The organism is Paraburkholderia sp. BL17N1, from assembly GCF_003634175.1.
In the GTDB taxonomy this organism is placed as follows: domain Bacteria; phylum Pseudomonadota; class Gammaproteobacteria; order Burkholderiales; family Burkholderiaceae; genus Paraburkholderia.
Genome location: NZ_RBIW01000002.1, coordinates 2,972,676 through 2,996,470 on the forward strand (window position 1 = coordinate 2,972,676; position 23,795 = coordinate 2,996,470).

General features: G+C 60.0%; 21 protein-coding genes. 10 read left to right on the forward strand and 11 right to left on the reverse strand.

Annotated features, from left to right (window positions below; genetic code table 11):
• The first annotated feature begins 104 nt into the window (after positions 1–104).
• Positions 105–389: a DUF4148 domain-containing protein gene (locus B0G82_RS33315; protein ID WP_121310366.1), complete on the forward strand. Its 285-nt coding sequence runs from the start codon at positions 105–107 to the stop codon at positions 387–389.
• A gap of 148 nt (positions 390–537) precedes the next feature.
• Here the strand turns inward: B0G82_RS33315 and B0G82_RS41150 are convergent, their stop codons facing one another.
• Positions 538–660, reverse strand: coding sequence for a hypothetical protein (locus tag B0G82_RS41150; RefSeq protein WP_258875644.1), 123 nt, complete (start codon positions 658–660; stop codon positions 538–540).
• A gap of 145 nt (positions 661–805) precedes the next feature.
• On the reverse strand, positions 806–1,282 hold the full coding sequence (locus B0G82_RS33320; RefSeq protein WP_121311006.1) for a CreA family protein: 477 nt from the start codon (positions 1,280–1,282) through the stop codon (positions 806–808).
• Between the two features lie 265 nt (positions 1,283–1,547).
• On the opposite strand from B0G82_RS33320, the gene B0G82_RS33325 reads away from it, so the two are divergent.
• The 3 genes from B0G82_RS33325 (at position 1,548) to B0G82_RS33335 (ending at position 5,234) form a co-directional block, all read left to right on the forward strand.
• Complete coding sequence (locus B0G82_RS33325; RefSeq protein WP_241974944.1) at positions 1,548–1,940, forward strand: carboxypeptidase regulatory-like domain-containing protein; 393 nt, start codon at positions 1,548–1,550, stop codon at positions 1,938–1,940.
• 126 nt (positions 1,941–2,066) lie between these two features.
• Positions 2,067–4,577, forward strand: a complete 2,511-nt coding sequence (locus B0G82_RS33330; RefSeq protein WP_121311008.1) for a cation-translocating P-type ATPase — start codon at positions 2,067–2,069, stop codon at positions 4,575–4,577.
• A gap of 36 nt (positions 4,578–4,613) precedes the next feature.
• A complete protein-coding gene (locus B0G82_RS33335) occupies positions 4,614–5,234 on the forward strand; it encodes a hypothetical protein (protein WP_121310367.1) in 621 nt (206 codons plus the stop codon).
• Between the two features lie 75 nt (positions 5,235–5,309).
• On the opposite strand, the gene B0G82_RS33340 is transcribed toward B0G82_RS33335, so the two are convergent.
• The 3 genes from B0G82_RS33340 to B0G82_RS33350 form a co-directional block, all read right to left on the reverse strand.
• Positions 5,310–6,251 carry a universal stress protein gene (locus tag B0G82_RS33340; RefSeq protein ID WP_121310368.1) on the reverse strand — a complete coding sequence of 314 codons (942 nt, stop codon included), beginning with the start codon at positions 6,249–6,251 and terminating at the stop codon, positions 5,310–5,312.
• A gap of 114 nt (positions 6,252–6,365) precedes the next feature.
• On the reverse strand, positions 6,366–7,388 hold the full coding sequence (locus B0G82_RS33345) for a universal stress protein (protein ID WP_121310369.1): 1,023 nt from the start codon (positions 7,386–7,388) through the stop codon (positions 6,366–6,368).
• Between the two features lie 318 nt (positions 7,389–7,706).
• Positions 7,707–8,081, reverse strand: coding sequence for a hypothetical protein (locus B0G82_RS33350; protein ID WP_199730197.1), 375 nt, complete (start codon positions 8,079–8,081; stop codon positions 7,707–7,709).
• A gap of 135 nt (positions 8,082–8,216) precedes the next feature.
• Here B0G82_RS33350 and B0G82_RS33355 point away from each other — a divergent pair, with 135 nt between their 5' ends.
• Positions 8,217–9,230: a hypothetical protein gene (locus B0G82_RS33355; RefSeq protein WP_121310370.1), complete on the forward strand. Its 1,014-nt coding sequence runs from the start codon at positions 8,217–8,219 to the stop codon at positions 9,228–9,230.
• A 135-nt stretch (positions 9,231–9,365) separates the two neighbouring features.
• Here the strand turns inward: B0G82_RS33355 and B0G82_RS33360 are convergent, their stop codons facing one another.
• The 6 genes from B0G82_RS33360 to B0G82_RS33385 all read right to left on the reverse strand — a co-directional run bounded on the left by B0G82_RS33360 (position 9,366) and on the right by B0G82_RS33385 (position 16,081).
• Complete coding sequence (locus tag B0G82_RS33360) at positions 9,366–9,689, reverse strand: hypothetical protein (protein ID WP_181916811.1); 324 nt, start codon at positions 9,687–9,689, stop codon at positions 9,366–9,368.
• Positions 9,690–9,887: 198 nt separating this feature from the next.
• Entirely contained in the window at positions 9,888–10,832 is a 945-nt protein-coding gene (arcC, locus tag B0G82_RS33365; protein ID WP_121310371.1) for a carbamate kinase, read from the reverse strand.
• A gap of 97 nt (positions 10,833–10,929) precedes the next feature.
• Positions 10,930–11,940 (reverse strand): ornithine carbamoyltransferase, encoded by a 1,011-nt coding sequence (locus tag B0G82_RS33370; protein ID WP_116144424.1) that lies wholly within the window; start codon positions 11,938–11,940, stop codon positions 10,930–10,932.
• Positions 11,941–11,990: 50 nt separating this feature from the next.
• Entirely contained in the window at positions 11,991–13,250 is a 1,260-nt protein-coding gene (arcA, locus tag B0G82_RS33375) for an arginine deiminase (RefSeq protein WP_199730198.1), read from the reverse strand.
• Between the two features lie 12 nt (positions 13,251–13,262).
• A complete protein-coding gene (gene arcD, locus B0G82_RS33380; protein WP_121310373.1) occupies positions 13,263–14,744 on the reverse strand; it encodes an arginine-ornithine antiporter in 1,482 nt (493 codons plus the stop codon).
• A gap of 476 nt (positions 14,745–15,220) precedes the next feature.
• Entirely contained in the window at positions 15,221–16,081 is an 861-nt protein-coding gene (locus tag B0G82_RS33385) for a transporter (protein ID WP_347237576.1), read from the reverse strand.
• 606 nt (positions 16,082–16,687) lie between these two features.
• Between B0G82_RS33385 and B0G82_RS33390 the strand changes: the two genes are divergently transcribed.
• The 5 genes from B0G82_RS33390 (at position 16,688) to potE (ending at position 23,659) form a co-directional block, all read left to right on the forward strand.
• The gene (locus B0G82_RS33390) at positions 16,688–18,109 is read left to right on the forward strand and encodes a DUF2252 domain-containing protein (RefSeq protein WP_121310374.1); all 1,422 of its coding nucleotides are present in this window, start codon (positions 16,688–16,690) and stop codon (positions 18,107–18,109) included.
• Between the two features lie 376 nt (positions 18,110–18,485).
• Positions 18,486–19,217 (forward strand): carboxypeptidase-like regulatory domain-containing protein, encoded by a 732-nt coding sequence (locus tag B0G82_RS33395; protein ID WP_147439602.1) that lies wholly within the window; start codon positions 18,486–18,488, stop codon positions 19,215–19,217.
• A gap of 121 nt (positions 19,218–19,338) precedes the next feature.
• Positions 19,339–21,129, forward strand: a complete 1,791-nt coding sequence (locus B0G82_RS33400; protein WP_121310376.1) for a SulP family inorganic anion transporter — start codon at positions 19,339–19,341, stop codon at positions 21,127–21,129.
• A 71-nt stretch (positions 21,130–21,200) separates the two neighbouring features.
• Positions 21,201–21,437, forward strand: coding sequence for a hypothetical protein (locus tag B0G82_RS39570; RefSeq protein ID WP_147439604.1), 237 nt, complete (start codon positions 21,201–21,203; stop codon positions 21,435–21,437).
• On the forward strand, positions 21,413–23,659 hold the full coding sequence (gene potE, locus B0G82_RS33405; protein WP_121310377.1) for a putrescine-ornithine antiporter: 2,247 nt from the start codon (positions 21,413–21,415) through the stop codon (positions 23,657–23,659). Before B0G82_RS39570 ends, potE begins: the two co-directional genes overlap by 25 nt.
• Positions 23,660–23,795 lie beyond the last annotated feature (136 nt).

Consider the following 23,795-nt stretch of genomic DNA (forward strand, 5'->3'; position numbering starts at 1 on the left):
CTCGATTCAGTGTTTGCCCTGGTGTCATGGCCTGACTAAACTGTGCTGGTCGGCTGCTTGCGTCCGCGAGCAGCACTCGAAACTGTTTAGAAAGGTGGGCTAACATGAAATCGCTGATCAAGGCGCTTGCTATTGCTTTCGCTCTTGGCGCGCCGGTCGTGTCGTTCGCGCAGCAGAGCCAGCAGTCCCTCACGCGCGCGGAGGTTTGCGCGCAGACGATTCAGGCGAAGCAAAGTGGATATAGCCCGCTCGACTGGGCCGATTTCCCCGACGGTGAAATCCAGGCGGCGCAGTTCCGCAAGAGTCTGCACGACGCACGCTCACGCGATGGCGCCGGTTACGGGTCCGGGCAGAGTGGCAACTCGCAATCCGGCGATATAGCCAGGTAAAAGCGGCTGTTGATTGCGCTCGCCGGTGGGCGTTGATACCGACGCATAGAAAGGCGGCTCGGGCGTCTGCGCCTGGCGTCTCGCGCAGTCTCGCGCACGTGGGCCGCCTTACCGCACAACTGCGCCACTGCACCGCTTCATCACTGCGTCAGCGCCCATCCAGCATCCCACCGCACCACACATCCATCAACATTGCTGGCCATCCCGGCCTATCAATCGCCACAGCGTCCAGCACGCCGACCGGATCGGACCACTCCGTGGTTTCTTCCATCGAGGCTCGTTCGACGCCTGCCGCGATGGCAGGCATGGAACAACCCGATATGACTTTCCGTGTCAATCGGAACATATGGTTTGTATGTTTCTTATGCGCGAATGAATTCCCTGAGCGCGGCGTAGCAGTAAATCTCGACGGTCAATCATCTGGCGGGCATCCTGGGACCTGCTGGCAACCGTATCACATCGATGCGACCGGGCAAGTCACCCGCAACCTCGTCTTCGTTGTACGTGAAGTAGACAAGCGAGTGACGCTCGGTGTCCAGTATCCGGATTATATGGAGCGAGTCGAAAGTTGGATCTGACTCGGTCGTGAATACCTGCGTTTTCCTGGGAACATTTTCGGCAATGCGGATATTGCCTGTCTGATGGCAGGAAGCCGTCAGGTCCGTCCCATGGGTCATGCGTCCACTTCCCAGTGCGCCATCGGAATGCGACTCTGACACATAACAGGTCACGCCTTTCACGAGAGGATCGTCGTAAGCCGAAATGGCGATGTGAGAACCATATCGCTGGGTATGCGTTTCGATCGTCGCCAGCTCCTTGGCTACGACAACGGAAGACGAAAATATCAGCAGTGCTCCCAAGATGCTCCACCGCCCTGGAATCAGCTTGATCATCATCCACCTCCGGCAATTCGGTAGTCAGATCGTCGGTCGCGTCGCGCCGCAGCGACGGATAGCTGACTTCAGGCTATTTCACCCGGAAGTCAGCCACTTGACGCAGGTCAACACCTGCCTGTTCGTCCGGCGTCATTCTGAAAATGGATACGTTGTCAGCGCAGGGCACCTGTCGGCAGCGTATTGAACCTTCCGTGTCCAAGCGACAACAAATCACGGCTTCGGTCGCCTGCGTCGCCAGAAAGTTCGCATATCGAGAATTGCCATGTTCATTAACGCGCGCGTTTCGTTGCTTCTACCTCTCCTGTTCTGTGCCTGCGCAGGTGGCGCTGCGCTCGCGCAATCGCTACCGCAGCCCGCTTCGCAAAACGGCGTCTCCTACATAACTGGCGGTGTGGGCGAAGATGAAGTTCAGGCTTTTCGCGCCGCAGCGCCAGGCTACAACCTTCGCATGACGTTCGCCTCGAAGACAGGGAACTATCTGTCCGACATTGATGTAACGATAACGTCGGGCGCCGGGCGACCCATCCTGTCCGTTCGGATAGAGGGCCCGTTCTTGTTTGTCCGGCTACCGGCAGGGCGCCACCAGATCGGAGCGCAAACGCGTCACATCACGGAAACCAGAAAGATCCAGGTGCCCGCGCACGGCGGCGTTTGATTTGCGTTTCTACTGGGAGGATCCGGATCGTCACGGAGTCATACGCATCTGTAAAAGCTGTCTGGAAAAGGCTCGTTCCTGAGCGGCCTGTTTCGTTACTCAATCCGCGTCCCGATGGGCACCAGAATGCAGACAAATCCCGTTCAATCCGCTCCGGACATAGTCTCTGGCCACGTCGAACCCGCACCGCCGGTCGGGCACGCCGAGAGGAAGCGCGGACTGTCGGGCAGGCAGGTGGAGGAGTTGCGCGCCCGCTTCGGTCGTAACGTCGTGGACTCAAAGGTCCGCCGCACCTGGTGGCAAACGCTTGGGGAGGTACTCCGTGAGCCCATGTTTCTTCTGCTCCTCGGCGCAACCGGCATCTATTTTCTGCTCGGAGATGTGTCGGAGGCGCTGGCGCTTCTCGCGTTTGTCGCCGCAATTGTCTTCCTGACGGTCTTTCAAAGCCATCGTACCGCGCGGGTGCTCGACTCTCTTCGCGAGCTGTCCGCGCCCCGTGCGCAGGTACTTCGGGACGGGCAGAGGCAACTCGTTTCCGCTGCTGAACTGGTGCCCGGCGACGTGGTTTTCGTCGACGAAGGCGCACGCGTGCCGGCCGATGGCGTGGTGACGGATGCTCACGAACTGAGCGTAGACGAGTCGCTATTGACAGGCGAGTCCGCTTCGGTGAACAAGTCGGTGGCGCGAGCCAATGCACTTCCGGTGGAAGATCCTGGCGGGCAGCTTTTGTTCGGGTCAATGGTAGTGCAGGGCCAGGGGCAGATGATCGTGACCGCGACGGGGTCAAATACGACCCTCGGTCGCATTGGCAAGTCGCTGACCGGCATTACGGAAGCCCGCTCGCCGCTGCAACTGGAGACGAGAACATTCGTCAATCGCTTTACGTTGGCTGCGATCGTACTGTGTCTGCTGCTCGTCGTGGCCTATCGTTTGCGCTCCGGGGAATGGCTTCCGGGCGTGCTCGCCGGGATCACGCTGGCCATGGGGATTCTTCCCGAAGAGATTCCGGTGATACTGACCGTGTTCATGGCGCTAGGGGCTCGCCGCATCGCCAGCGAAGGCGTGCTAACGCGCCGTATGAGCGCCATCGAAACCCTCGGCCAGACCTCAGTGCTGTGCGTCGATAAGACGGGCACATTGACGCAAAACCGCATGTCCGTGCGCGTGCTGTTTGCGCGAGGAAAACGGCAGATCATCGATCAGACAACGCAACGGATTGACGAGGCGTATCACGAACTCATCGAATATCTGGTGCTCGCCAGTGAAATCGAACCGGTCGATCCAATGGAGCGGGCATTACATGAAACAGGCCGGGTTGGGCTCGCCGGCACAGGACGTCTCCACGAGGACTGGTCGCTGGTTCACGAGTACGCGCTGACACCGGAGTTGCCGGCCATGTCCCACGCATGGCAAGCGCCAGAACTCGACCATCATGCAGTAGCCTGCAAGGGCGCGCCGGAGGCGGTCTGTGCTTTGTGTCACCTGGACGAGCGGGATACGCAGACTGTCCTTGATGAGGCCGCGCAAATGGCATCGGGCGGACTGCGGGTGCTTGGGGTGGCCCAGGCACGCCACTCACATCCCGACTGGCCAAAAAAGCAGCATGACTTCGAGTTCTCTTTCGTGGGGCTGGTCGGGTTGTTGGACCCAGTCCGGCCGGAGGTCGCTGGCGCTATCGCCGGATGCCAGGCGGCCGGCATCCGCGTGGTGATGATTACCGGCGACTATCCGTCGACGGCGCGGGCTATTGCGATCGAAGTCGGCATCGACGGCACGCGGATCGTGACCGGGCAGGAAGTGGCAGCGATGCATGACGCGCGACTTCACGAGGCCATAGAAAACGTTGACGTGTTTGCCCGTGTCAAGCCAGAGCAAAAATTACGGCTCGTCAACGCGTTCAGGGAAAGTGGTCAGGTGGTCGCGATGACGGGCGACGGCGTGAACGACGCACCCGCGCTTAAGGCGGCGCACATCGGCATTGCGATGGGACTGCGCGGCGCAGAAGTTGCGCGCGAGGTAGCTTCGCTGGTCCTGCTGCGTGACGACTTTGCCCCAATCTTGTCAGCGATCCGACTGGGAAGGCGTATTTACGCCAATCTCGTGCAGGCAATCAGCTATACGGTCGCTGTTCACATCCCGATGATCGCCGCAGCCATGATTCCGGTTTTCGTCGGCTGGCCGCCGCTGCTTGCGCCCGTTCATATCGTCTTTCTGGAACTGATTATCAACCCCGTCTGCTCAGTCGTGTTCGAGAACGAGCCTGAACGCGAGAACCTGATGCATACGCCACCGCGCCGCGCCGGTGCGCGCCTGCTGTCGAACCGCGCATTGGGAAAAGGGGCGATGGCAGGCGCGGTGGCCGCCATGCTGGTGCTCGGTCTATATGCAGGCTTGCTGAGCCGCGGCTACGATCCTGCTTTCTCACGCACATTGTCATTCATGGCACTCGTGGCGTGTAACGTGGCCTTGATCTTTGTGATCCGATTACTTCCGCAGTCGGGGGCCTATGCGCCCACACGTCAGCAGAATCGCTACCTCTGGGTTGTACCGGGTGTCGCCGGCGCGGGGCTTCTGCTTCTCATGACCGTTCCTGCCCTGGCGCGGCTGTTTGGACTGGTCGCGCTGCTAGGCGCCTGACGGTCCAGATACAAGAAAAACCTGGAGAATGTTCCTGTGATCATGATGGCGGTACTCTTCGCGGCCATTTTGCTGCTCAACGTCATTCCCGCCTTCGCCCCTCCGACGTGGATGGCAATGTCGTGGATAGGATTCAACCAGCCAGACCAGAACCCATTCCTGCTTGCCGTAGTTGCTGCCTGTGCCGCCACGTCGGGGCGTCTGATCCTTGCGCGATGTTCCACATGGCTCGTACGCGGCCATCTGATGCGCGAAGAGGACCGGCAAAACATTGATGTCGTGAAGGCCTGGCTTGAAAAGAGGAGGGTGGTGACTGCCGGCGCGCTACTGCTGTATGCATTCAGTCCCTTTCCATCAAACTATCTTTTCATCGCATATGGGCTAACCCGGCTGAGACTGTGGTTAATCGGCGTGCCTTTCTTCTTCGGACGCCTTGCGAGCTACGCGGTCTGGACACATTTCGCGCAGATCGCGCACTCGTACCTGGACCCCGAACTGGATCTCGATGGAGGGTACTTGGGAGCCTACTTCGTTCTCACCCAACTTGCATTGCTGTGCCTCGTCCTCGCCCTGATGCGGATCGACTGGAGCGTTGCACTTAACGAGCACAGGCTCCGTTTCAGGCGCCCCAGGCCGGGTGAGAATGCCCGTACCTGACTAACGCAACCGCGCGGCCGTGCATCACCCGGTTGATCGCATGGAATTCATGAGGGGATCCATTTTCTTCACGTCTCAGGATAACGATGAAGAATTCAGCCGGGGTCGAACCATCAACAGCGGAGTTTGAGTAATGCGGGCCGTTCGGCCTGCGACGCTTCCGAGAAACCAGCGTGAGAAGCCGCGCCGACCGTGTGTGCCGACGACTACGAGGTCCGCGTGCCATCGCTGCGCCTCGCGAACAATCGTGTGGGGTATGTCATCGCCTGGCGGATCTGTTTCGACCAGCCCGAATTCTACGGCGTTAATCTGATTGGCAAAAACTTCGGCCGCCGCGGCGAGCACCTTATCCCCCTCGTCGATAAACGCATCCTTGAGAAATCGAACAGCGCGATCGACGACGTAGACAGCTCGAATGGACGAATCGGGTCTTGCGAGACGCAGGCCAGACTGCAGGGCATCGGATGAAGCCTCGCTACCGTCAAGCGCGAACAGGATTCGTCGCGGATAGGTTTGTATCGCGGCCACATAGCTGGCGGGCACGATGAGAATTGAACACGGAGTCTGGCTTGTGACGAATTCGGATACCGTTCCTTCGAACCAGCGCAACATGCCGTGATGTTGCCGAGCACCGACTACGAGCAGGTCAGCGTGCCAATCACCTGCAGCATCGATCAACGCATTTCCCGCATAACCACCTAGCCTCGAAAGTTCAAGCACGCGGGCGTCGACGTCGATGTTCGCATCAGCGAAAACTTCTTGTGCCTGTTTAACCGCCTCACTGGCATCCCGCAAAAGCTCTTCCCGAATGGTCTCGAATACGGCATCGGCCAGAGATCCAAGCGGCACGAGCGCACGCGGGTTCTCGGCGACACTTACGATACGCACTTCTACGCCGGGCCTCACGAGGCCGCATACATACTTCGCCAGGCGTGCGGACATAGGCGACGAGTCTACACCGATCAGGATCCGCTCGAATCCTGATTTAGGGATACTGCCGGCACTTGATGCAGTCATGATTCGTGCTCCGTGCAACGTGCGATCTCACACGCATTCGCGGTGTTTGGAAATCAGACCCGCGTACGCTATTGGAAAAACAAAAATCAGAATACTCAAGCGGGCGCTGCCAGTCTAATACTGGTTCCATAACGATCTGATTTCTACTGTCGAGGTCTCGGTCTCTTCGTGGTTCTCTGCCTGATCGGCTGCTGCCCGGACGAGCAGCAGCGGCGTTGCAGTGATACGCGCGACGCGGCTTGACACACTGCCGAGCACCCAACCTGCAACGCCTCGCCGCCCATGCGTGCCCATCACGAGCAGGTCGGCCGGCCAGCGAATAGCCTCGCGAACTATGGTGTGTGCGACATCATCGCCGCTCCGCTTCGTATGCAGAAAACCGGAGTCGGCCGAAATACCGGGGGCAAGCGATGTAAATACTTCAGCCACCGTGGCGAGCGCCCGTTTCCCTTCGTCAACCAGTACCGCCTCTCGCACGTCCATTGGAACCAGATCGGTGAAGCTAAAGGTCCGATCTACGACAAACAGCGCCCTTAGATGCGCCCCTTTCGCGGCGAGCGTCATGCCTGTGAGCAAAGCCTGATGAGACGCCGGGCTTCCGTCGATAGCGAAGAGAATCTTCGTCGGTCCGTGCTGGAGTTGCGGCTCGTAGCTCTCCGGGACGACGAGCACGGGGCATTTAACCAGCTTGCTCACGGATCCTGAGACGGCGCTCACCACCCATCGCAACAGGCCATGATGTTGTCTCGCCCCAAGGACCAGCAGATCTGCATTCCATCTCTGCGCTTCCGATGCGAGGGCATGAGACACATCGCCTCCGTACCTGGCGAGGTCTATCAGTTCGGCCTCGACCGTCAAACCATGGTCTTCAAAAATGCGACGGACATTCGATAACGCAACGCTCGCGGATTCCCGCAATCCTTCGGAGAATGCTGCGATATCCAGTCCGGTTGCAGAGTGCGCGGAGAGTATCGCCCGGGGGTTTTCGAGCACGCTCACTACACGGACCTGAATGCCGGCGACGCCGAGTTGACAGGCGTAGGTAGCGGCTTGGATGGACGCGATACTCGAATCTGCGCACAGCAGAAGCCGGCTGAAACGGGCTGAAGGTGAATTGGAGCTGACTTGCTGGTTCATGGAAAGACTCCGTGTTGAGCGCGGAAAGCGTTGGCTGAAGCGCCGTGTAGGCACAGCCTTCGAAAGGCAATCGATGTCCCAGGTATAAGACCTCCCGCTTTGCGCTCAATTGATTTGCGTCAACCCCCGGCGTGTCTGCATGACTAGACTGTTTGTGCAATAGCGGTCCATGAATAGAGGACACTGCCTCGTCGTTTTCTGTTGGGTCCAGTGGCGGTCCGCACCGGTAAATGACGGGACCGGAAAGAAGCCAGGCGTTCGGCAAAACTATGACGATACTGGTTACGTTCTGAGGGGGCCGGACAGTCAGGACCATCGTCACGCTGCCTGCACACACAGCACGACCTTATCCTGCTCCCTGACGGGCTCAATGCTCATCACCTCGTGCATATTGTTGAAATGCCGTTCGTCGTAGAACGGCAGCGTCGGATACCGCTGGTTAATCGGATCAACGAAACGCTGCTGCGGCGGGTTGCCGGCCTCAGATAGGTAGTACATGCGCAGTTTCCTGGCATAGACGTACGCCTGATCCGCGCCCTTGCCAGGCACCGGGACCGAGCGAAACGCAAACGCGATCCGGTAATTGGGCGAAGCGACGTGAAGGTAGCCTTTCGGGATGTGCCCTTTAAAGCCGGGCGGGGTGAACAAAGTATTTGCCGCCGCGCCCCTCGTCGAGTCCTGCTGGTCCGACATCTGCGATCGTGAATGGGCCGCAGACCGAAGCCCGGTGCGTCGATCAAGTCGAATGCTGTTTGCTCAAGATCAAACGCCATTCGCCGGCATTGCAGTATTTGTCGAACATTGAAACACTTCGCGTGGAGTTGAGCGATGGGTCTACTCGACAGAATTTTTTTTCGCCAGCGGGCGCGCACGGGTTCCGAGGAAGAAAGACGGACCAGCGAAGCAGTCGGTCGTGTTCTCGCAATGAATCCGCGGCTAAGGAATGCGCGTCACTACGAAGAGCGGCTCACGCGTGTGCTCAAGACGTCATTGAACTACACGGACAGTCTTGTCGCCTCGCTGCCGCGACCACGGGATGCCAATGCCGACGCGTGGTCGTCTGACCCCATGATTCGAGCATTGTTCGCGACACCTGACGATCTCGCTCAAGCCTTTAGCCGTTCGGAAGAGTTGCGTGCTTTTTTTGAGGAAAACGCCGATTCTGCGGAAGCCTATGCCGTCCTCGGGATGGCGATGAACGAGCGCCACGTATTGGGAGTCGCCCTGGAAGGAGACTCTATCCGTCGCGATGTGCCACAGACTACGCTGTGCTTTAGCGACCATCGTGTCAGAATCTGCAGCGGTTCAGAAGCGTCGTTACGTGGAGAGATCGCGCGCCGGATGGTCGATCAACTGGCGTTGGAAGGCTTTGCCAGTCTCGCCGGCAATCGGCGCGATCTGCTGAGGCAATCACGGGCATTGATCGAAGAGCGTGTCGCGCTGTTGGAACGGCAAGGCACGGGTATGCGTGCGGTGGTCGGCGCGCCTTCAGTTACCGAATCGGACGAGTTGGGCCGCCTTCAAACACTGATGCAAGAAAATTCGCAAGCACTTGCCAAGCTCAGAGTGCCTGCGCAGCAAAGTGAAATTGAACTGGAGTGCGTATGCAATGTGTTTTCGAAACCGTCCGATCACTTCTACGTTCAGAGCAGACACGTGCGCGTAGACGCGATGAATGTCGTACACCCCGAAGGAAGTGAGGCGGGGCAGGAGATCGAGTTCCACTTTGCGCGCATTCCGGGCAATCCCGCGGTAGTGCGGGCATTTGTGCTTGTGCGGTTCCCGCGGCGGGAACTGTTGCCGGGTGGATTACATATTGATGCGGCGATGCGGGCGCTCTGAGAACGTGCTCCTCGGGCCACGGCAACGCCTCGCGCAGAGGCTGCACTCATTGTGGTGTTCCTGAGCCACCCGACCGCCTCAGTTACCGTCAACGGCAAACGCAGGCCGTGACAGTGCTTGCCCTGATTGTCAGTGTCAGCTATCCGTCACCCTTTCGGGTACATCGGGTTCTTCAGGAGGCGTTGACAGCGATGGGCTTTCCAGCAGAAGCCAGATCCGCTGTCCTTCATAAGGAAGCAGCTCTTGCTGGAGCACGGCTTGAAGAATTTTTCGCTTTCCTAACTGAAAAGCGAGGCGAATCTGTTCATCCGTGGCGTCGCGCGCTCCGAGCGATTCGAAAATCACTTCATACGAAATCGCAAATGCACGGTATCCCCATCCGAATCCGTGCGCGGAAAACCACACAGCGGACCCGTGGGATAGCAGGGGCGCAGTAATCCCGATCATTGGCTGATTCATCGCGGTCACTCTGGTGAAAAATTAGCGTCGTGGGCGAATCCGGTCGATCAGATTCGGACAGCGTTTTCGCGTCCGCATTGCCAGTTCCAGCGACTGACGTGCGGAATCACACCGATCGACCGCATCCGAACCGCACCGCACCGCACCGCAGGCAAGGCGTGTCGCGGGGCCGGGCGGGCGCTCGAGTTCCACATAGTTCTAGCTGCCCGTCGGCGCACGGTACTGGACACCACGTGTGGCAATGCTCACGCAGGTGCCGGCCCGGCGCTGGGTAATCGCCTGGATGTCGGATAGCGAGCCGATCACGGCATCCTTGCCCGTTTGACGGGTGAACTCGATGGCCGCCTGAACTTTCGAGCCCATCGAACCACTCGCGAAACCGAGCTTTTCGAGTTCGTCCGGGTGCGCCTGTGCGATGGCTCGCTTCTCCGGCGTGCCCCAGTCCACATACGCTGCGTCGACATCGGTCGCGATGACGAGCATATCGGCGTCCAGTTCCTGGGCGAGCAGTGCCGAGCACAGATCCTTGTCGATCACCGCTTCGACGCCGGTCAGCTTGTGATCCTTGTCGTAGCAGGTCGGAATGCCGCCGCCGCCCGCGCAAATGACAATGGTGCCGTGCTCGAGCAGCCATTTGACGGGACGCAACTCGAAGATGTGCTTCGGCCGCGGGCTCGCGACGACCCGACGGAACTTGTCGCCATCCGGAGCGATGGACCATCCTCGCTCTTTCGCAAGACGCTCCGCTTCTTCTTTCGAATAAACCGGTCCGATCGGCTTGGTTGGATGCTGGAAGGCAGGATCGTGCGCAGAGACCTCGACTTGCGTCAGAATCGTTGCGAATGGCACTTCGTACGGCAGCAGGTTGCCGAGCTCCTGTTCGATCAGGTATCCGATCATTCCTTCCGTCTGCGCGCCGAGAACGTCGAGCGGATACGCCTCGACTTCCTTGTAGGCCGCGCCCTGGAGTGCGAGCAGTCCAACCTGCGGGCCGTTGCCGTGCGCAATCACCAGGTCGTTATCCTGCGCGATCAGCGCGATCTGGCGGGCCGCGACCCGCACGTTTTCACGCTGATTCTCTGCCGTCATCGGCTCACCGCGCCGCAGCAACGCATTGCCGCCCAACGCAATCACGATACGCATGATGCAGCACCTCCTGATAGATGCACGCCAGATAGCTGGCGGCGCGAGCGTTGCTTGAGCTCGTGCCACAGCGTCGTGGCCAGTTCGATGGGCTCGCTCAGATGTCAGCAAGTGTCGAGACGAGGATCGCCTTGATCGTATGCATGCGGTTTTCCGCCTGCTCGAATGCGAGATTCAACGGCGACTCGAAGACCTCCTCAGTCACTTCGACTCCATTCGCAAGCGCTGGATATTTCTCTGCAATCTCTTTGCCGACTTCCGTCTCGCAGTTGTGGAACGCGGGCAGGCAGTGCATGAACCTCACGTGCGGATTTTGTGCGGCTTTCATCAGGTCCATGTTGACCTGATAGGGGAGCAGTTGCTGGATGCGCTCATTCCAGGCTTCCATCGGTTCGCCCATCGACACCCAGACGTCCGTGTGCACGAAATCCACCCCAGCGATCGCCGCTTTCGCATCTTCCGTCAGCGTGACGCGCGCACCGCTTTCGGCAGCGAAGCGTTGGCACATTTCAATGTGCTCCGCATGCGGCCAAAGCGCTTTCGGCGCGCCGATCCGCACATCCATGCCGAGCTTCGCGCCGATCAGCAGCAACGAGTTGCCCATGTTGTTGCGAGCGTCACCCAGGTACGCATAGCTGATTGCCGTCAGCGGCTTGTCGCTGTGCTCGCGCATGGTCAGCACGTCGGCGAGCATCTGGGTCGGGTGGTACTCGTCGGTCAGGCCGTTAAACACAGGCACGCCCGCGAACTTCGCCAGCTCATCGACGATTTCCTGTTTGAACCCACGATACTCGATCGCGTCGTACATGCGTCCCAGTACGCGTGCAGTGTCCTTCATGCTCTCCTTGTGGCCGATCTGGGAGGAGTGCGGATCGATGTAAGTGACGTTCGCGCCCTGGTCATACGCCGCGACTTCGAACGCGCAGCGCGTGCGGGTGGAGGTCTTCTCGAAGATCAGCGCGATATTGACGCCCTTCAGATGCTGTTGCTCGGTGCCCGTGTACTTGGCGCGCTTGAGGTCGCGCGACAGGTCGAGCAGATACCGCAATTCACGATTGGTGTGATGCGTCAGGCTCAGCAGGCTCCGGTTACGCAGGTTGAAAGACATGGTGTTCTCCTTCGGAGAGTCGGTTGGGCGGTCGCGGGCCGCCATGCCACTCAATAGTCGATGGGATCGCGCACGATCGGGCATGTCATGCAATGGCCGCCGCCACGGCCGCGACCCAGTTCGCTCGCGGTAATCGTGATCACCTCCACGCCCGCCTTGCGCAACAACGTGTTGGTATAGGTATTGCGGTCGTAGCCGATCACCACGCCGGGCTCGACGCAGACGACATTGTTGCCGTCGTCCCACTGTTCGCGCTCGGCAGCGAAGCTGTTGCCGCCCGTTTCCACGACGCGCAGCTTTGGAAGTCCGAGCGCGTCGCCTACGACATCAAGAAACGACTTGTCTTCCCGGCGAATGTTGAGCTTCGTCGCGCTCGAATTGTCGGGGCGTACCGAGAACGCGACGATCTCCTTGACGACCTCGGGGAACACGGTGACCACGTCGCGATCGCAGAACGTGAATACCGTGTCGAGGTGCATCGCGGCGCGAGACTTCGGCAAACCGGCCACGATGACGCGCTCGACCGCACCCTTCGCGAACAGATTCTGCGCGAGTTCGCCGATGGCCTGACGCGACGTGCGCTCACCCATGCCGACGAGCAGCAAGCCCTTGCCGATCGGCATCACGTCGCCACCCTCCAGCGTGGCCATGCCGTGATCGCGATCCGGGTCGCCATACCAGACCTCGAACTCGTGATTCACGAAGTCCGGATGAAACTTGTAGATCGCCGTGGCGAGCAGTGTTTCCTGTCGGCGGGCGGGCCAGTACATCGGGTTGAGGCTGACGCCGCCATAAATCCAGCAGGTGGTGTCGCGCGTGAATAGCGTATTGGGCAGCGGGGGCAGCACGAAGCTCGAATAGCCGAGATATTGGCGGAACATCTTGAGCGTGTTGGATTCATCCGTGTCCGGGATGTCTTCCGCCACGACGCCGCCAATCAGAAATTCGGCCTGCTTGCGGGGCTCGAGGCTCTCCAGCCATGCGCGCACCTCGCCGGCCAGTCCAATGCCGACGGTATCGGTACGCACCTTGCGATCCAGTATCCATTTGAGCGCCTCGGGGTTGTGCACCGTCTCCGTAAGCAGATTGTGCATCTCCAGCACTTCGATATTGCGCTCACGCATCTTGGTGACGAAGTCGAAATGGTCACGCTTCGCCTGGCTTTGCCAGATTACGTCGTCGAACAGAAGTTCGTCACAGTTGCTTGGCGTCAGACGCTGATGCGCGAGGCCGGGCGAGCAGACCATCACCTTGCGCAGCTTGCCTGCTTCGGAATGGACGCCGTACTTCATCGTCTGCGTATTCATCATGTGTCTCCGGAATCAGAGCGTGAGGAAGCCTTTGTACAGGCCGAACGCGGCGACCAATGCGCCGATCAGGACCGCCGCCAGGACAAGTTTTTCGACGAACGTGAAGGCAGGTTGCCCGGCTTCGTGCTTCGCCTTGGCAAACAGCAATGCCCCGGGCGCGTAAAGCAGGGCGGACAGCAACACATACTTAAGCCCGCCGGCGTAGAGCAGCCAGACGGCGTAGACGACCGCCAGCGCGGCGATCAGGAGGTCCTTGTTGCGCTGCTTCGGTTCGCTCTCGTAGGTCTCACGGCGCCACGCGACAAGCAGCGCATAGGCGGCGGACCAGAAGTAGGGGAGCAGGATCATCGAGGTTGCCAGATAGATCAGCGAGAGGTAGGTCCCTTTCGAGAGCAGCGTAATGAACAGGAATATCTGCGTCAGGCCATTGGTGAGCCAAAGCGCATTCACCGGTACATGCTTCGCGTTTTCCTTGCGCACGAAGCGCGGCATCGTGCTGTCCCGGGCAGCGGAAAAGATGATTTCGGCGCAAAGCAGCACCCACGAGAGCAACGCGCCCAAAAGCGAAATCACGAGGCCGACACTGATCAGAATCGCGCCCCAGTGGCCGACGACGTGTTCGAGCACGCCGGCCATCGACGGATTTTGAAGCGCGGCGAGCTCGGGCCGCCTCATGATGCCGAGCGACAGCATATTGACTAGCACGAGAACCAGCAGAACCCCGATGAAACCGATGACGGTCGCCTTGCCGACATCGGTGCGCTTTTCGGCACGCGCCGAAAAGATGCTGGCGCCTTCGATCCCGATGAACACCCAGACCGTCACGAGCATCGTGCCGCGGACCTGGTTCGCGACGCTGCCGAGCTTCGGACTGTTCAAGCCGAGGAAGTCACTCGTGAAGACGTGCGCCTTGAACGCGAACACGCAGATCAGGATGAACAATACGATGGGCACGACCTTGGCGATCGTCGTGACCAGGTTGACGAAGGCCGCTTCCTTGATACCCCGCAGCACGAGGAAGTGACCCCCCCAGAGCAGCACGGAGGCACTGGCAATTGCAGCGGGCGTGTTGCCCTCGCCAAAGATGGGAAAGAAATAGCCGAAGGTGCCGAATAGCAGAACGAAGTATCCGACGTTGCCGAGCCATGCGCTAATCCAGTATCCCCAAGCCGATGAAAAGCCCATGTAGTCGCCAAAGCCCTGCTTTGCGTAGATATATACGCCGCCATCGAGTTCCGGTTTGCGGTTCGCGAGTGTCTGGAAAACGAACGCCAGCGTCAGCATGCCGACCGCAGTGATGGCCCATCCGATCAACACCGCGCCGGCGTCGGCGCTGACGGCCATGTTTTGTGGCAAGGAGAAGATGCCGCCCCCGATCATCGATCCCACCACGAGTGCGGTCAGCGCGCCGAGATGAAGCTTCGGGGCGCCGGCGGAGGTGGTCGAAGGCTGTGCGTTCGCGCCGGATGCCGGCTGGGATATGGAATCAGACATGTAACCTCTCCTTCGGTAGCGTGCAGAACTGACGTCGCACGGTCATCCACCAGTTGTACCTGCATGCAACGCTTCAAGGCAGTTTGGTCGGCGTTCGCGTTAGCAAGACGCGGTTCTTTTTGATATCTGAACAGCTCGTTTCAGCGTTCACTGAAAGTCTTGATTACTCAAGACAGACCTTGCTGCGAGACAACCCGGCATTTGAGGTGACGTTGCGGGTCGCCCCGGATGCCGCGCGATCACTCGGGCCGGCTATCACCGTATACACAGCATATGAACTGCCGTACCGTCCCGATTGATCTGAATCAACATCTCATCTGGCATGCGGCGCGTTGACGGCATAGGGGTCTGCGACCGGTCGCAGAAGTACAGAGGTCTCGGGCACAGCTAACGTAGGGGCGAGAAATCCGATTGCGCTCTCGCACAATGGTCAGTCGACGCGTGGAGGCGATCTTTTCGCTTTTCGGCCAGCCGCGTCATCTGTTGAACCAGAGATACTGAAGGGTCAGCGAAATCGCGTTATAGTTGCCTCCCGCCCTGACCACGACACCCTTTGATGCAGCGAGTTTCGCTGACCAACTGCGCGTGATGGGAATTGAGAGCGTGACGCCAAAACGGCTGTTGTCCTGCCGGTCGTCATTGCGGACACCGTTGACGCTGGTCGCGCCGCCCGCGAAGAACCCCGCATCGACGGCGAGCCATAGCCCGGGACGGAACGTGTATCCGCCATGAAGTTGCAGCACCGCGAGCGGCGCCTGACTGCGTCGCCTGTTGCCTGCAAACGAGTCGTTGTCCGTGAAGAGCCACACGCCGGCTGTGACTTCCGCAAACCAGTTTCCGAGTGGCTGCGAAATCCCGAACTCGGGCTTGAACGCCCAGCGGTTGCTTCCGACGTTGATCAGATGGGCGGGCTCGTACTGCCCCGTCGGCGCCACGATCGTGAGACTCGCGCCGACGACGGTATCCGGTACCCGATGCGCGAACTCGTCCGGTGTGAGCGCGGGGCCGCCCAGCAGATCCATGGCGAACCTGACGCGCAAGTCGCCCACCCCCGCGCGGTGTATCTGATTCGGCGAGTCGAATACGTTGCCTGACACATCGCCGCTGACAAAGGGCGCCAGCAGCCCGAGCGACGCGGCGGATCCTGCAAGATCGAATATGTGCAGGTATCCAAGGGAAACCGAGTTGATGCCTGCCTGAACGTCAGTGACAGGGAGTGACGGATCGGTGAGGATCTGCCCGCCCAAATGGGTGTATGTGAGTCCGATGAAATTCGTGCCGACGGGAGCCGGCGAATACGCGCGCGGCTCCAGCTCCTGAGCCGATGCTCGCAGCACGTATAAAAGCAGCGATGTGCAGATGAACCGCACGTATGCTTGCGCACGAGTCGCAAATGCGGAACGCCTGGAGGCGGCCGCACGCAGGACCGTTCTGACGGTGAGCGCATAGCCTGCATAGTCGGCCCATTGGGGCAGCGGTGAATGTCTGGCGGCTAGTGGATACTTCAAAACGCTATCTGGAGAGTGCGAGTCAGGTTTGATACGGATCACTCAGAACAGCATCTCCTGTCCCGACTATAGGAAACAATGCGCGGATCGTTGACGTCCTTCGCATTGTCGGCTGCCTTTTTCTTCGGGTGAAAACTGTTATTCAGCAGCCGATTCATTCCACGCCGGGCGGCACCAAAGTCCGAGGGCGAGTGCGTTTGACTTGCCTTTGCGTACGCGTTGCAATGTCCGCGGTGAGAATGGCGTTGCCGACCGTCGGCGTCAAAAAAGCGTTGACCTGTATCAAGTCTGTCGGTGCATCGCCGAGTATCTTCAAATGCAGGTCGAGCGATAACCACCAGAACGATCATTCGGCATTGCAGACCCCAGTGTTTCGTGTGCCTTTCCAACGAAAACGTGGGGTACCCAACGAAGACCAAATCCGTGGGGGTCGTCATGGACAAAGCCGTTTCACGCAAGGGCGCAAGCGACAGACGCGAAAAACCCGTGGTGTACCGTACACCTGATGAAAGGGTGGCGGATGGGCGCGCCATACGGGATTTGGTGCCCCGCTCGTCTCAAGGGGGATGGGTGTCGCCCGCGCAACGGCGCGATCCGATCGAACTGCTCATCGAGTCCAATGAAAGGCGCCTTCCGAGTCTGATACCGATTCGCTTCGGCCGAATGTCGGCATCGCCGTTCGCGTTCTATCGCGGCGCGGCCGCCGTCATGGCGGCCGACCTGGCCACCACGCCAACCAGCGGCCTGCGCGTGCAGGCATGTGGAGACGCGCACCTGATGAACTTCGGCGGCTTCGCGACGCCGGAGCGCAACATGATCTTCGACCTCAACGATTTCGACGAGACGCTGCCTGCCCCGTTCGAGTGGGATCTGAAGCGGCTCGCAGCGAGCGTTGTGATCGCAGCCCAGCATCTGGAGCTGCCCTACGGCGATACAATACGTATCGCGACGGATCTCGCGCGCGAATACCGCGAGCGAATGCACGATTACGCGTCGATGCGCGCGCTCGACGTCTGGTACGACAGAATCGACCTGCAGAAGTACGAGGTTCGGTCGAGCGATCCCGGAATCGTGGAAGCCGCGCGCAAGCGGATTGCGCAGCGAATCGAAGTCGAACGCCGCAAGACCGTGCCCGACCATCTATATCCGAAACTCGTCACGGAGGAAGGCGCACAGCCCCGGATCAAGGACGAGCCCCCGCTCATCTTTCATCCCACTGAAGATATCGCCCCCGGTCTTCAATCGGGTTACGCGGGCGCGATCGCCTCATATCGCGAGAGCCTTGCCGAACATGTGCGCATACTGTTCGACAGATACCATCTCGTCGATCTGGCGCTCAAGGTAGTGGGTGTGGGCAGCGTCGGCACGATGTGTGGTGTGGGCCTCTTCATGGCCTCCGATAACGACCCATTGTTCCTGCAGGTGAAGGAGGCAAAGGCATCGGTGCTCGAGCCGTATGCGGGCAAGAGTCTGCATCCGACCCACGGCGAGCGTGTGGTCGCCGGCCAACGCATCATGCAATCCGCTAGCGATGTGTTTCTCGGCTGGAGCCGGGGACGGAATGAACGCGAGTTCTATATCCGTCAGTTGCGCGACATGAAAATGTCCGTGGTCATCGAGACGCTCGACACGGGCATGCTCCGGCTGTACGCGCGCATGTGCGCGCATGCGCTGGCGCGCGCTCACGCACGCTCGGGTGATGCCGCACTGATGGCGGGGTATATGGGTTCAGGCCAGACCTTCGACGACGCGATCACCGAATTCGCGACGGAATACGGCTCACAGAACCGGCGCGACTACCGTGAGTTTATCCACGCGATTCGTGAAGGCCGGATTCAGACGATCACAGAGGACTAGGCCAGGAGTGCTGGGATGTCGTCACTGGAGAACCAGGGGATCCCCCGGTCCTCCGTGACCGCGGAAAGAAAGATGCTGCGGTTGACAGGTTGACAGGGTGGCTTGCCCTTCTGTTTGCATTGATTGCGAGTGCGGCCGTTCATCCAGTCCTCCCGGCACGACGGTGCCTTGACGGCACACGCACTGCGGCGTTCGATACGCTTCGAGTAGCGCCCCATGAGATATGACGGGGTGGATCACCGTGACGTCGTGCAAATGCCATCGACGGACCGCCGGATCGCGAAGTCGTGCCGCCTGCGCTTGACTCAGATCAACGGAGTGGGGGCATGCGGTGCCTAGAGTCAATTCATGCGGGACACATTCGCGGAGACCTGCCATGCATACGTTATCTTCTGGGCTACTTAAGGTGGCGCTGTGTGCGATCGCGTGTCTTGCCCTTGATTTCCCTTTCGAAACCCTGGCGCAACCACCGCGGGCGTCGTCCGCCGCTCAATTGACGACGGCCGCCGAGCGCGCTGACTTCTGCACGCAGATGCGCGAGGCCGCGACGCCGGCAGAGCGTCAGGCAATCGCGCAAAAGTGGCACGAGACGATGATCGCGCGTGCAGCGGAGCAGGGCGTCGAACTTCCGCCTGGCATGCGCGATCATCAACCGATGATGGGCGATGGCAGTGGCATGCACATGGGCATGGGCATGAACTGTGGTCCTGGCGCTGCGGACACTGGCAAATCGAGTTCGTCCGGTGCTGCGGGGCTGCCGGTCGCTCAGAACCGGGGCATTGCTTACGTGACGGGTGGCGTGGGCCAGGACGAGGTGGCCGCGATGCGCAGTGTTGCTTCAGGCTACAGCATGCGTGCACGCTTTTCCACGAGTACCGGGGAGTTCGTGTCCGGCGTCTCCGTGCGTCTGTCGGAGGCCGACGGCAAATTGATTTTCGCGGCAACTTCAGACGGCCCGTATCTCTACGCACAGGTTCCGCCGGGGCATTACCGGCTCAGCGCAACGCTGAACGGCGTCGAACGCTCGCGACGCGTCGATATACCGCCGCGCGGAGGCGTCAACGTTGCCTTGATGTGGCCGGCGGAGCGGCCCGGCGCAGGTGGATGAGGATCGAAGGTTTTCCCTTGCGGCGGTTGCCCGCGAAAGATGACCACGTACGGCGCCGGTGACGGAACTCGGACGATTGAGTGGAGTCCCGCTACTGCTCAAGCGCCGCAAGGAGCGCGCGATGGCTGATGAACACGTCGACATCGTCGATGTCGCGAATACGGCGCCTGCCAGAGGCTGGCGCGCGATATTTCCGCCGGCGCAATGGTTAGCCCATTATCAGTTGCGGTGGCTTTCATCCGACGCCATAGCGGGCGTGACGCTCGCGGCTTATGGAATACCCGTGTCGCTTGCCTATGCGACGCTTGCCGGACTGCCACCGCAATACGGTATCTACTGCTATCTGGTTGGCGGTCTTTTCTACGCGCTGTTCGGCTCGTCGCGCCAACTGGCAATCGGTCCCACTTCGGCAATCTCGATGCTCGTCGGTGTGACCGTCGTGGATATGGCCGGCGGCGATCCTGGCCGATTCGCTTCCATCGCGGCGCTGACCGCGATACTGATCGCACTCATGTGCCTGCTGGCGTGGATTCTGCGGCTAAGCTCGCTCGTCAACTTCATCAGCGAGACGATATTGCTCGGCTTCAAGGCCGGCGCGGCGCTGACCATCGCGCTGACTCAATTGCCCAAGCTGTTTGGGGTCAAGGGGGGCGGCGAGGAGTTTTTCGAGCGCATCGGTATTCTGGCCGGGCAGCTTCCCGACACGCATGTCGCTGTGCTGGCGTTCGGTGTCGGTGCGCTAGCACTGCTGCTGCTAGGCGAAAAATTTCTGCCTGGGCGGCCGGTCGCATTGTTCGTCGTGGTGCTGTCCATCGTGCTTCTTTCGGTGACGCCACTGGGCGAGATGGGATTCAAGGTAGTCGGTGCGTTGCCCCGCGGCTTGCCCGAGTTCCAATTTCCCGCGCTGCGGGTGCGCGACGTGGATGGCGTCATTCCATTGGCGTTCGCGTGCATGCTGTTATCGTATGTGGAAAGCGTTTCGGCTGCGCGCGCCCTTGCGCAAAAGAACCGGTATGAAATCGATCCGCGACAGGAATTGCTGGGCTTGGGCGTGGCCAATCTCGCCGCGGGTGTCTTTCAAGGCTACCCGGTAGCGGGCGGCCTGTCGCAGTCTTCCGTCAACGACAAGGCCGGTGCCAGGACGCCGCTTGCGCTTGTGTTCGCTTCAATCGCCATCGGTCTGTGCCTGGTGTTCCTGACGGGCCTGCTCACCAACCTGCCGAACGTCGTGCTGGCTGCGATCGTACTGGTGGCGGTCAAAGGGCTCGTGGACATTCGCGAATTGCGCCACGTGTGGCGCGTAAGTCGTTACGAGTTTCTGGTATCGATAGTCGCATTTGCGGCCGTCCTGCTGCTTGGCATTCTGAAGGGTGTGATCTTCGCCGTGCTCGCGTCGATGCTGCTGCTGATCAGGCGAGCCGCGCATCCGCATGTGGCCGTCCTCGGACGCATTCCAGGCACGAAACGATATTCGGATATCGAGCGCCATCCGGACAACGAGGCGATTCCGGGTGTCCTCATATTCCGGATCGAAGCGTCATTGCTCTACTTCAACGCCGAACATGTCCGCGCGACGGTATTGGAGCGGATTCGGTCGAGCACGCAACCCGTCAAGCTGGTGATATGCGATCTTTCCACTTCTCCGACGGTGGACATTGCGGGCGCACGCATGCTCGCGACATTGCATGCGGCTCTTGTCGCAGCTGGAATGCGCCTGCGCATCGTTACCGCCCACGCCGGCGCACGCGATATTCTGCGCGCGGAAGGACTGGAAGAGCAGATCGGCGATTTTGGACGTCGCGTCTCGGTGGACGACGTGATCGAGGCGTTCCTGCGCGGCATCGAAACGAAGGTCACGACGTCGGTGGGCACCGATCCCGGAACTCTGCCAGGTGCTGGAACGGTGGCCTGATGCGGTCGTGTGGCCGCGCAGCGGTCCGCTCGGGTGCCCAGTATTTGCGACGCGTGGGAAGGGAGACCGGCATGGCCTGGAACACAGGATACAGCGTGATCAGCTATGTGAGATCGTCGCTGTGGGTCGTGCCGATTCTCGCCCTGATGGCAGGCATCGCCCTGAAACGCATAGCGGATACCTCGGCGAGTGGCTGGCGACGCATGATGCATATGAACTGCAACGCGGGTTTCTTGCCGTCGATCCTGGCGAAGCGCATTCCGGGACCAGGAGGAGAGTCACCATGGCTGATCAACCCAAAAAGATGAACGTTGTGCAGCTGACGTTCATCGTCACCGTCAACATGATGGGTTCGGGCATCATCATGCTGCCCACCAACATGGCGAAAGTCGGCGCGATTTCCTTGCTGTCGTGGGTGGTCACCGCAATAGGATCGCTCGCCATCGCATACGGTTTCGCGGAAGCGGGGCTGCTCAATCAGCGTGCGGGCGGCATGGCCGCCTACGCCGAGGACGCATATGGCAAGGACGGTTACTTTCAGGTGTTCCTGTTGTACTTCCTGTCGATTGCGATTGCGAATGTGGCAGTCGCAAGCTCGGCACTCGGCTATCTCGCCGCATTCTTCCCGGTACTGGTATCTTCGCCCGTTGCAACCTGTATCGGTGTGGTCGGCCTTCTTTGGCTGACCACCATCGCCAATTTCGGTGGGCCGAAGATAACGGGGCGTATCGGCTCAGTGACGGTATGGGGTGTCATCCTGCCTGTCGGGTTCATTTCGGTCGCCGGCTGGTTCTGGTTCCATGGCGCGACTTTCGCAGCCGCATGGAACCCGAAGGGGCTGCGCCTCGTTGAAGGCATGGGGTCGAGCATCTCGCTGACCTTGTGGGCGTTTCTCGGCATGGAATCGGCGGTGCAGAACTCATCGGCGGTCGAAAATCCGAAGCGCGATGTTCCTTTGGCATGCATGTTCGGCACCTTGGGCGCAGCGGTAATCTACATTTTGTCTACGGCCGTAATCCAGGGCATCGTACCGAATGCGGATCTCGCCAAATCGACGGGTCCGTTCGGGCTCGCCTTCGCGCGGATGTTCAATCCGACCATCGGCTCCATTGTCATGGCACTGGCCGCGATGGCATGCGTCGGTTCTCTGCTCGGCTGGCAATTCACGCTCGCGCAGACGGCCAAGGACGCTTCGGAAACCAGGATGTTTCCTGCGATTTTTGGCAAGGCGAACCGAATGGGAGCGCCGATCGCCGGCATGGTCATCATGGCAATCGTGCAATCGGTAATGGCCCTTTCCACGATTTCGCCGAATCTGAGCGAACAGTTCGCGGCGCTCGTCAATCTGGCCGTCGTGACCAATGTGCTTCCCTATATCATTTCACTGTCGGCCCTGTTTGTGATGATGCGCAATGCCAGCACGCCACCAGCCAGGTATCGTCGTAATGCGGCGGTGACGTTGTTGGCGCTGGCGTACTCTGTCTACGCGATTTACGCGTCGGGCAAGGACGCGGTGCTGGGCGGTATGCTGGTCATGGCGATCGGTTATGCGGTCTATGGTTTCCTGGCTCCTCGCTTCAGCTCAGCGGGCTCAACGGGTCGGATTGCTGGAGCGTCCGCGGCTGCCGCGATGGCCATAGCCCTGCTCGCGCTTTCAGCCTTCATCCCACAACCGGCGCATGCACAGGACCAGCCAACGAGCGGGACGCTTCTGCGAATCAGGCAGTCGGGCAGTATCAACATGGGCTATCTCAGCGGCGCGCGTCCATTTGCTTATAAGGATGACGCCGGGCAGGTGATGGGCTACATGATCACGCTGTGCCAGAAGGTCGCAGAACACATCGGCCGCGAGTTGAGGACTGCTGCGCTCAAGGTCCAGTGGGTGCCACTCCAGCCGGGCGATGATATTCGCGCGCTGCATGACAAGCGGATCGACCTGCTGTGTGGCGCAACCGATACGCTGGCCAGCAGACAGAGCATGTCATTTTCCATCCCGGTGTATCCGGGGGGGATCGGTGCCGTCCTTCGCACCGATGCGCCTGCCGGACTGCGCGATGTCTTGTCCGGTGCCGGCCCGTCGCGCCCGATATGGCGCGCATCCCCCGCGCAGCTTCTGTCCCAGCAGACGATTTCGGTCGTCTCCGGATCTCAGGCGCAGCGGTGGCTGTCCGGCAAGCTGAATGAGTTCGAGATTGCGGCGAAAGTCGTTGCGGTCTCATCCGTTGAGGTGGGCGTGCAAAAGGTCATTAGCCGTCAATCGAACGTCTTTTTCGCGGAACGCTCGCTGCTGCTTGCAATGACGAGTGAGAGTTCTGCAGCCACCGATCTGACAGTGCTCGATCGTCATTTCACGACAATTCCAGTGGCAATCGGCATGGCGCGGGGAGACGACGACCTGCGCCTGTTGGTAGATCAGACCCTCAGCCGTATGTTCAGGTCACCCGAGTTTGCCGGTGTGTACGGAAGGTGGTTTGGGGAGCCAGACGCAGACGTACGGAATTTTTTCCGGATGAGTGCCTTACCTGAATGAGATCGCGCATGCTGCTGCCTTTCTCCGAGTGCTCATCTCAACGCCTGCCCGCGACAACCGCATCTATCTGCAAGTCGACTATATTTGACATAATATAAATTATCAACAATTACAGTGTCAGTCCAAAGTTCCGATG

Bases quoted from the DNA above. Each gene is read 5' to 3' on its own strand.
- B0G82_RS33400 (WP_121310376.1), top strand. From the start codon at position 19,339: ATGGCTGATGAACACGTCGACATCGTCGATGTCGCGAATACGGCGCCT.
- B0G82_RS33350 (WP_199730197.1), bottom strand. From the start codon at position 8,081: ATGTCGGACCAGCAGGACTCGACGAGGGGCGCGGCGGCAAATACTTTG.
- B0G82_RS41150 (WP_258875644.1), bottom strand. From the start codon at position 660: ATGGAAGAAACCACGGAGTGGTCCGATCCGGTCGGCGTGCTGGACGCT.
- arcC (WP_121310371.1), bottom strand. From the start codon at position 10,832: ATGCGTATCGTGATTGCGTTGGGCGGCAATGCGTTGCTGCGGCGCGGT.
- B0G82_RS33390 (WP_121310374.1), top strand. From the start codon at position 16,688: ATGGACAAAGCCGTTTCACGCAAGGGCGCAAGCGACAGACGCGAAAAA.
- B0G82_RS33315 (WP_121310366.1), top strand. From the start codon at position 105: ATGAAATCGCTGATCAAGGCGCTTGCTATTGCTTTCGCTCTTGGCGCG.
- B0G82_RS39570 (WP_147439604.1), top strand. From the start codon at position 21,201: ATGGCCTGGAACACAGGATACAGCGTGATCAGCTATGTGAGATCGTCG.
- arcA (WP_199730198.1), bottom strand. From the start codon at position 13,250: ATGATGAATACGCAGACGATGAAGTACGGCGTCCATTCCGAAGCAGGC.
- B0G82_RS33325 (WP_241974944.1), top strand. From the start codon at position 1,548: ATGTTCATTAACGCGCGCGTTTCGTTGCTTCTACCTCTCCTGTTCTGT.
- arcD (WP_121310373.1), bottom strand. From the start codon at position 14,744: ATGTCTGATTCCATATCCCAGCCGGCATCCGGCGCGAACGCACAGCCT.
- B0G82_RS33360 (WP_181916811.1), bottom strand. From the start codon at position 9,689: ATGAATCAGCCAATGATCGGGATTACTGCGCCCCTGCTATCCCACGGG.
- B0G82_RS33370 (WP_116144424.1), bottom strand. From the start codon at position 11,940: ATGTCTTTCAACCTGCGTAACCGGAGCCTGCTGAGCCTGACGCATCAC.
- B0G82_RS33320 (WP_121311006.1), bottom strand. From the start codon at position 1,282: ATGATCAAGCTGATTCCAGGGCGGTGGAGCATCTTGGGAGCACTGCTG.
- B0G82_RS33340 (WP_121310368.1), bottom strand. From the start codon at position 6,251: ATGACTGCATCAAGTGCCGGCAGTATCCCTAAATCAGGATTCGAGCGG.
- B0G82_RS33395 (WP_147439602.1), top strand. From the start codon at position 18,486: ATGCATACGTTATCTTCTGGGCTACTTAAGGTGGCGCTGTGTGCGATC.
- B0G82_RS33345 (WP_121310369.1), bottom strand. From the start codon at position 7,388: ATGAACCAGCAAGTCAGCTCCAATTCACCTTCAGCCCGTTTCAGCCGG.
- B0G82_RS33330 (WP_121311008.1), top strand. From the start codon at position 2,067: ATGCAGACAAATCCCGTTCAATCCGCTCCGGACATAGTCTCTGGCCAC.
- potE (WP_121310377.1), top strand. From the start codon at position 21,413: ATGGCTGATCAACCCAAAAAGATGAACGTTGTGCAGCTGACGTTCATC.
- B0G82_RS33355 (WP_121310370.1), top strand. From the start codon at position 8,217: ATGGGTCTACTCGACAGAATTTTTTTTCGCCAGCGGGCGCGCACGGGT.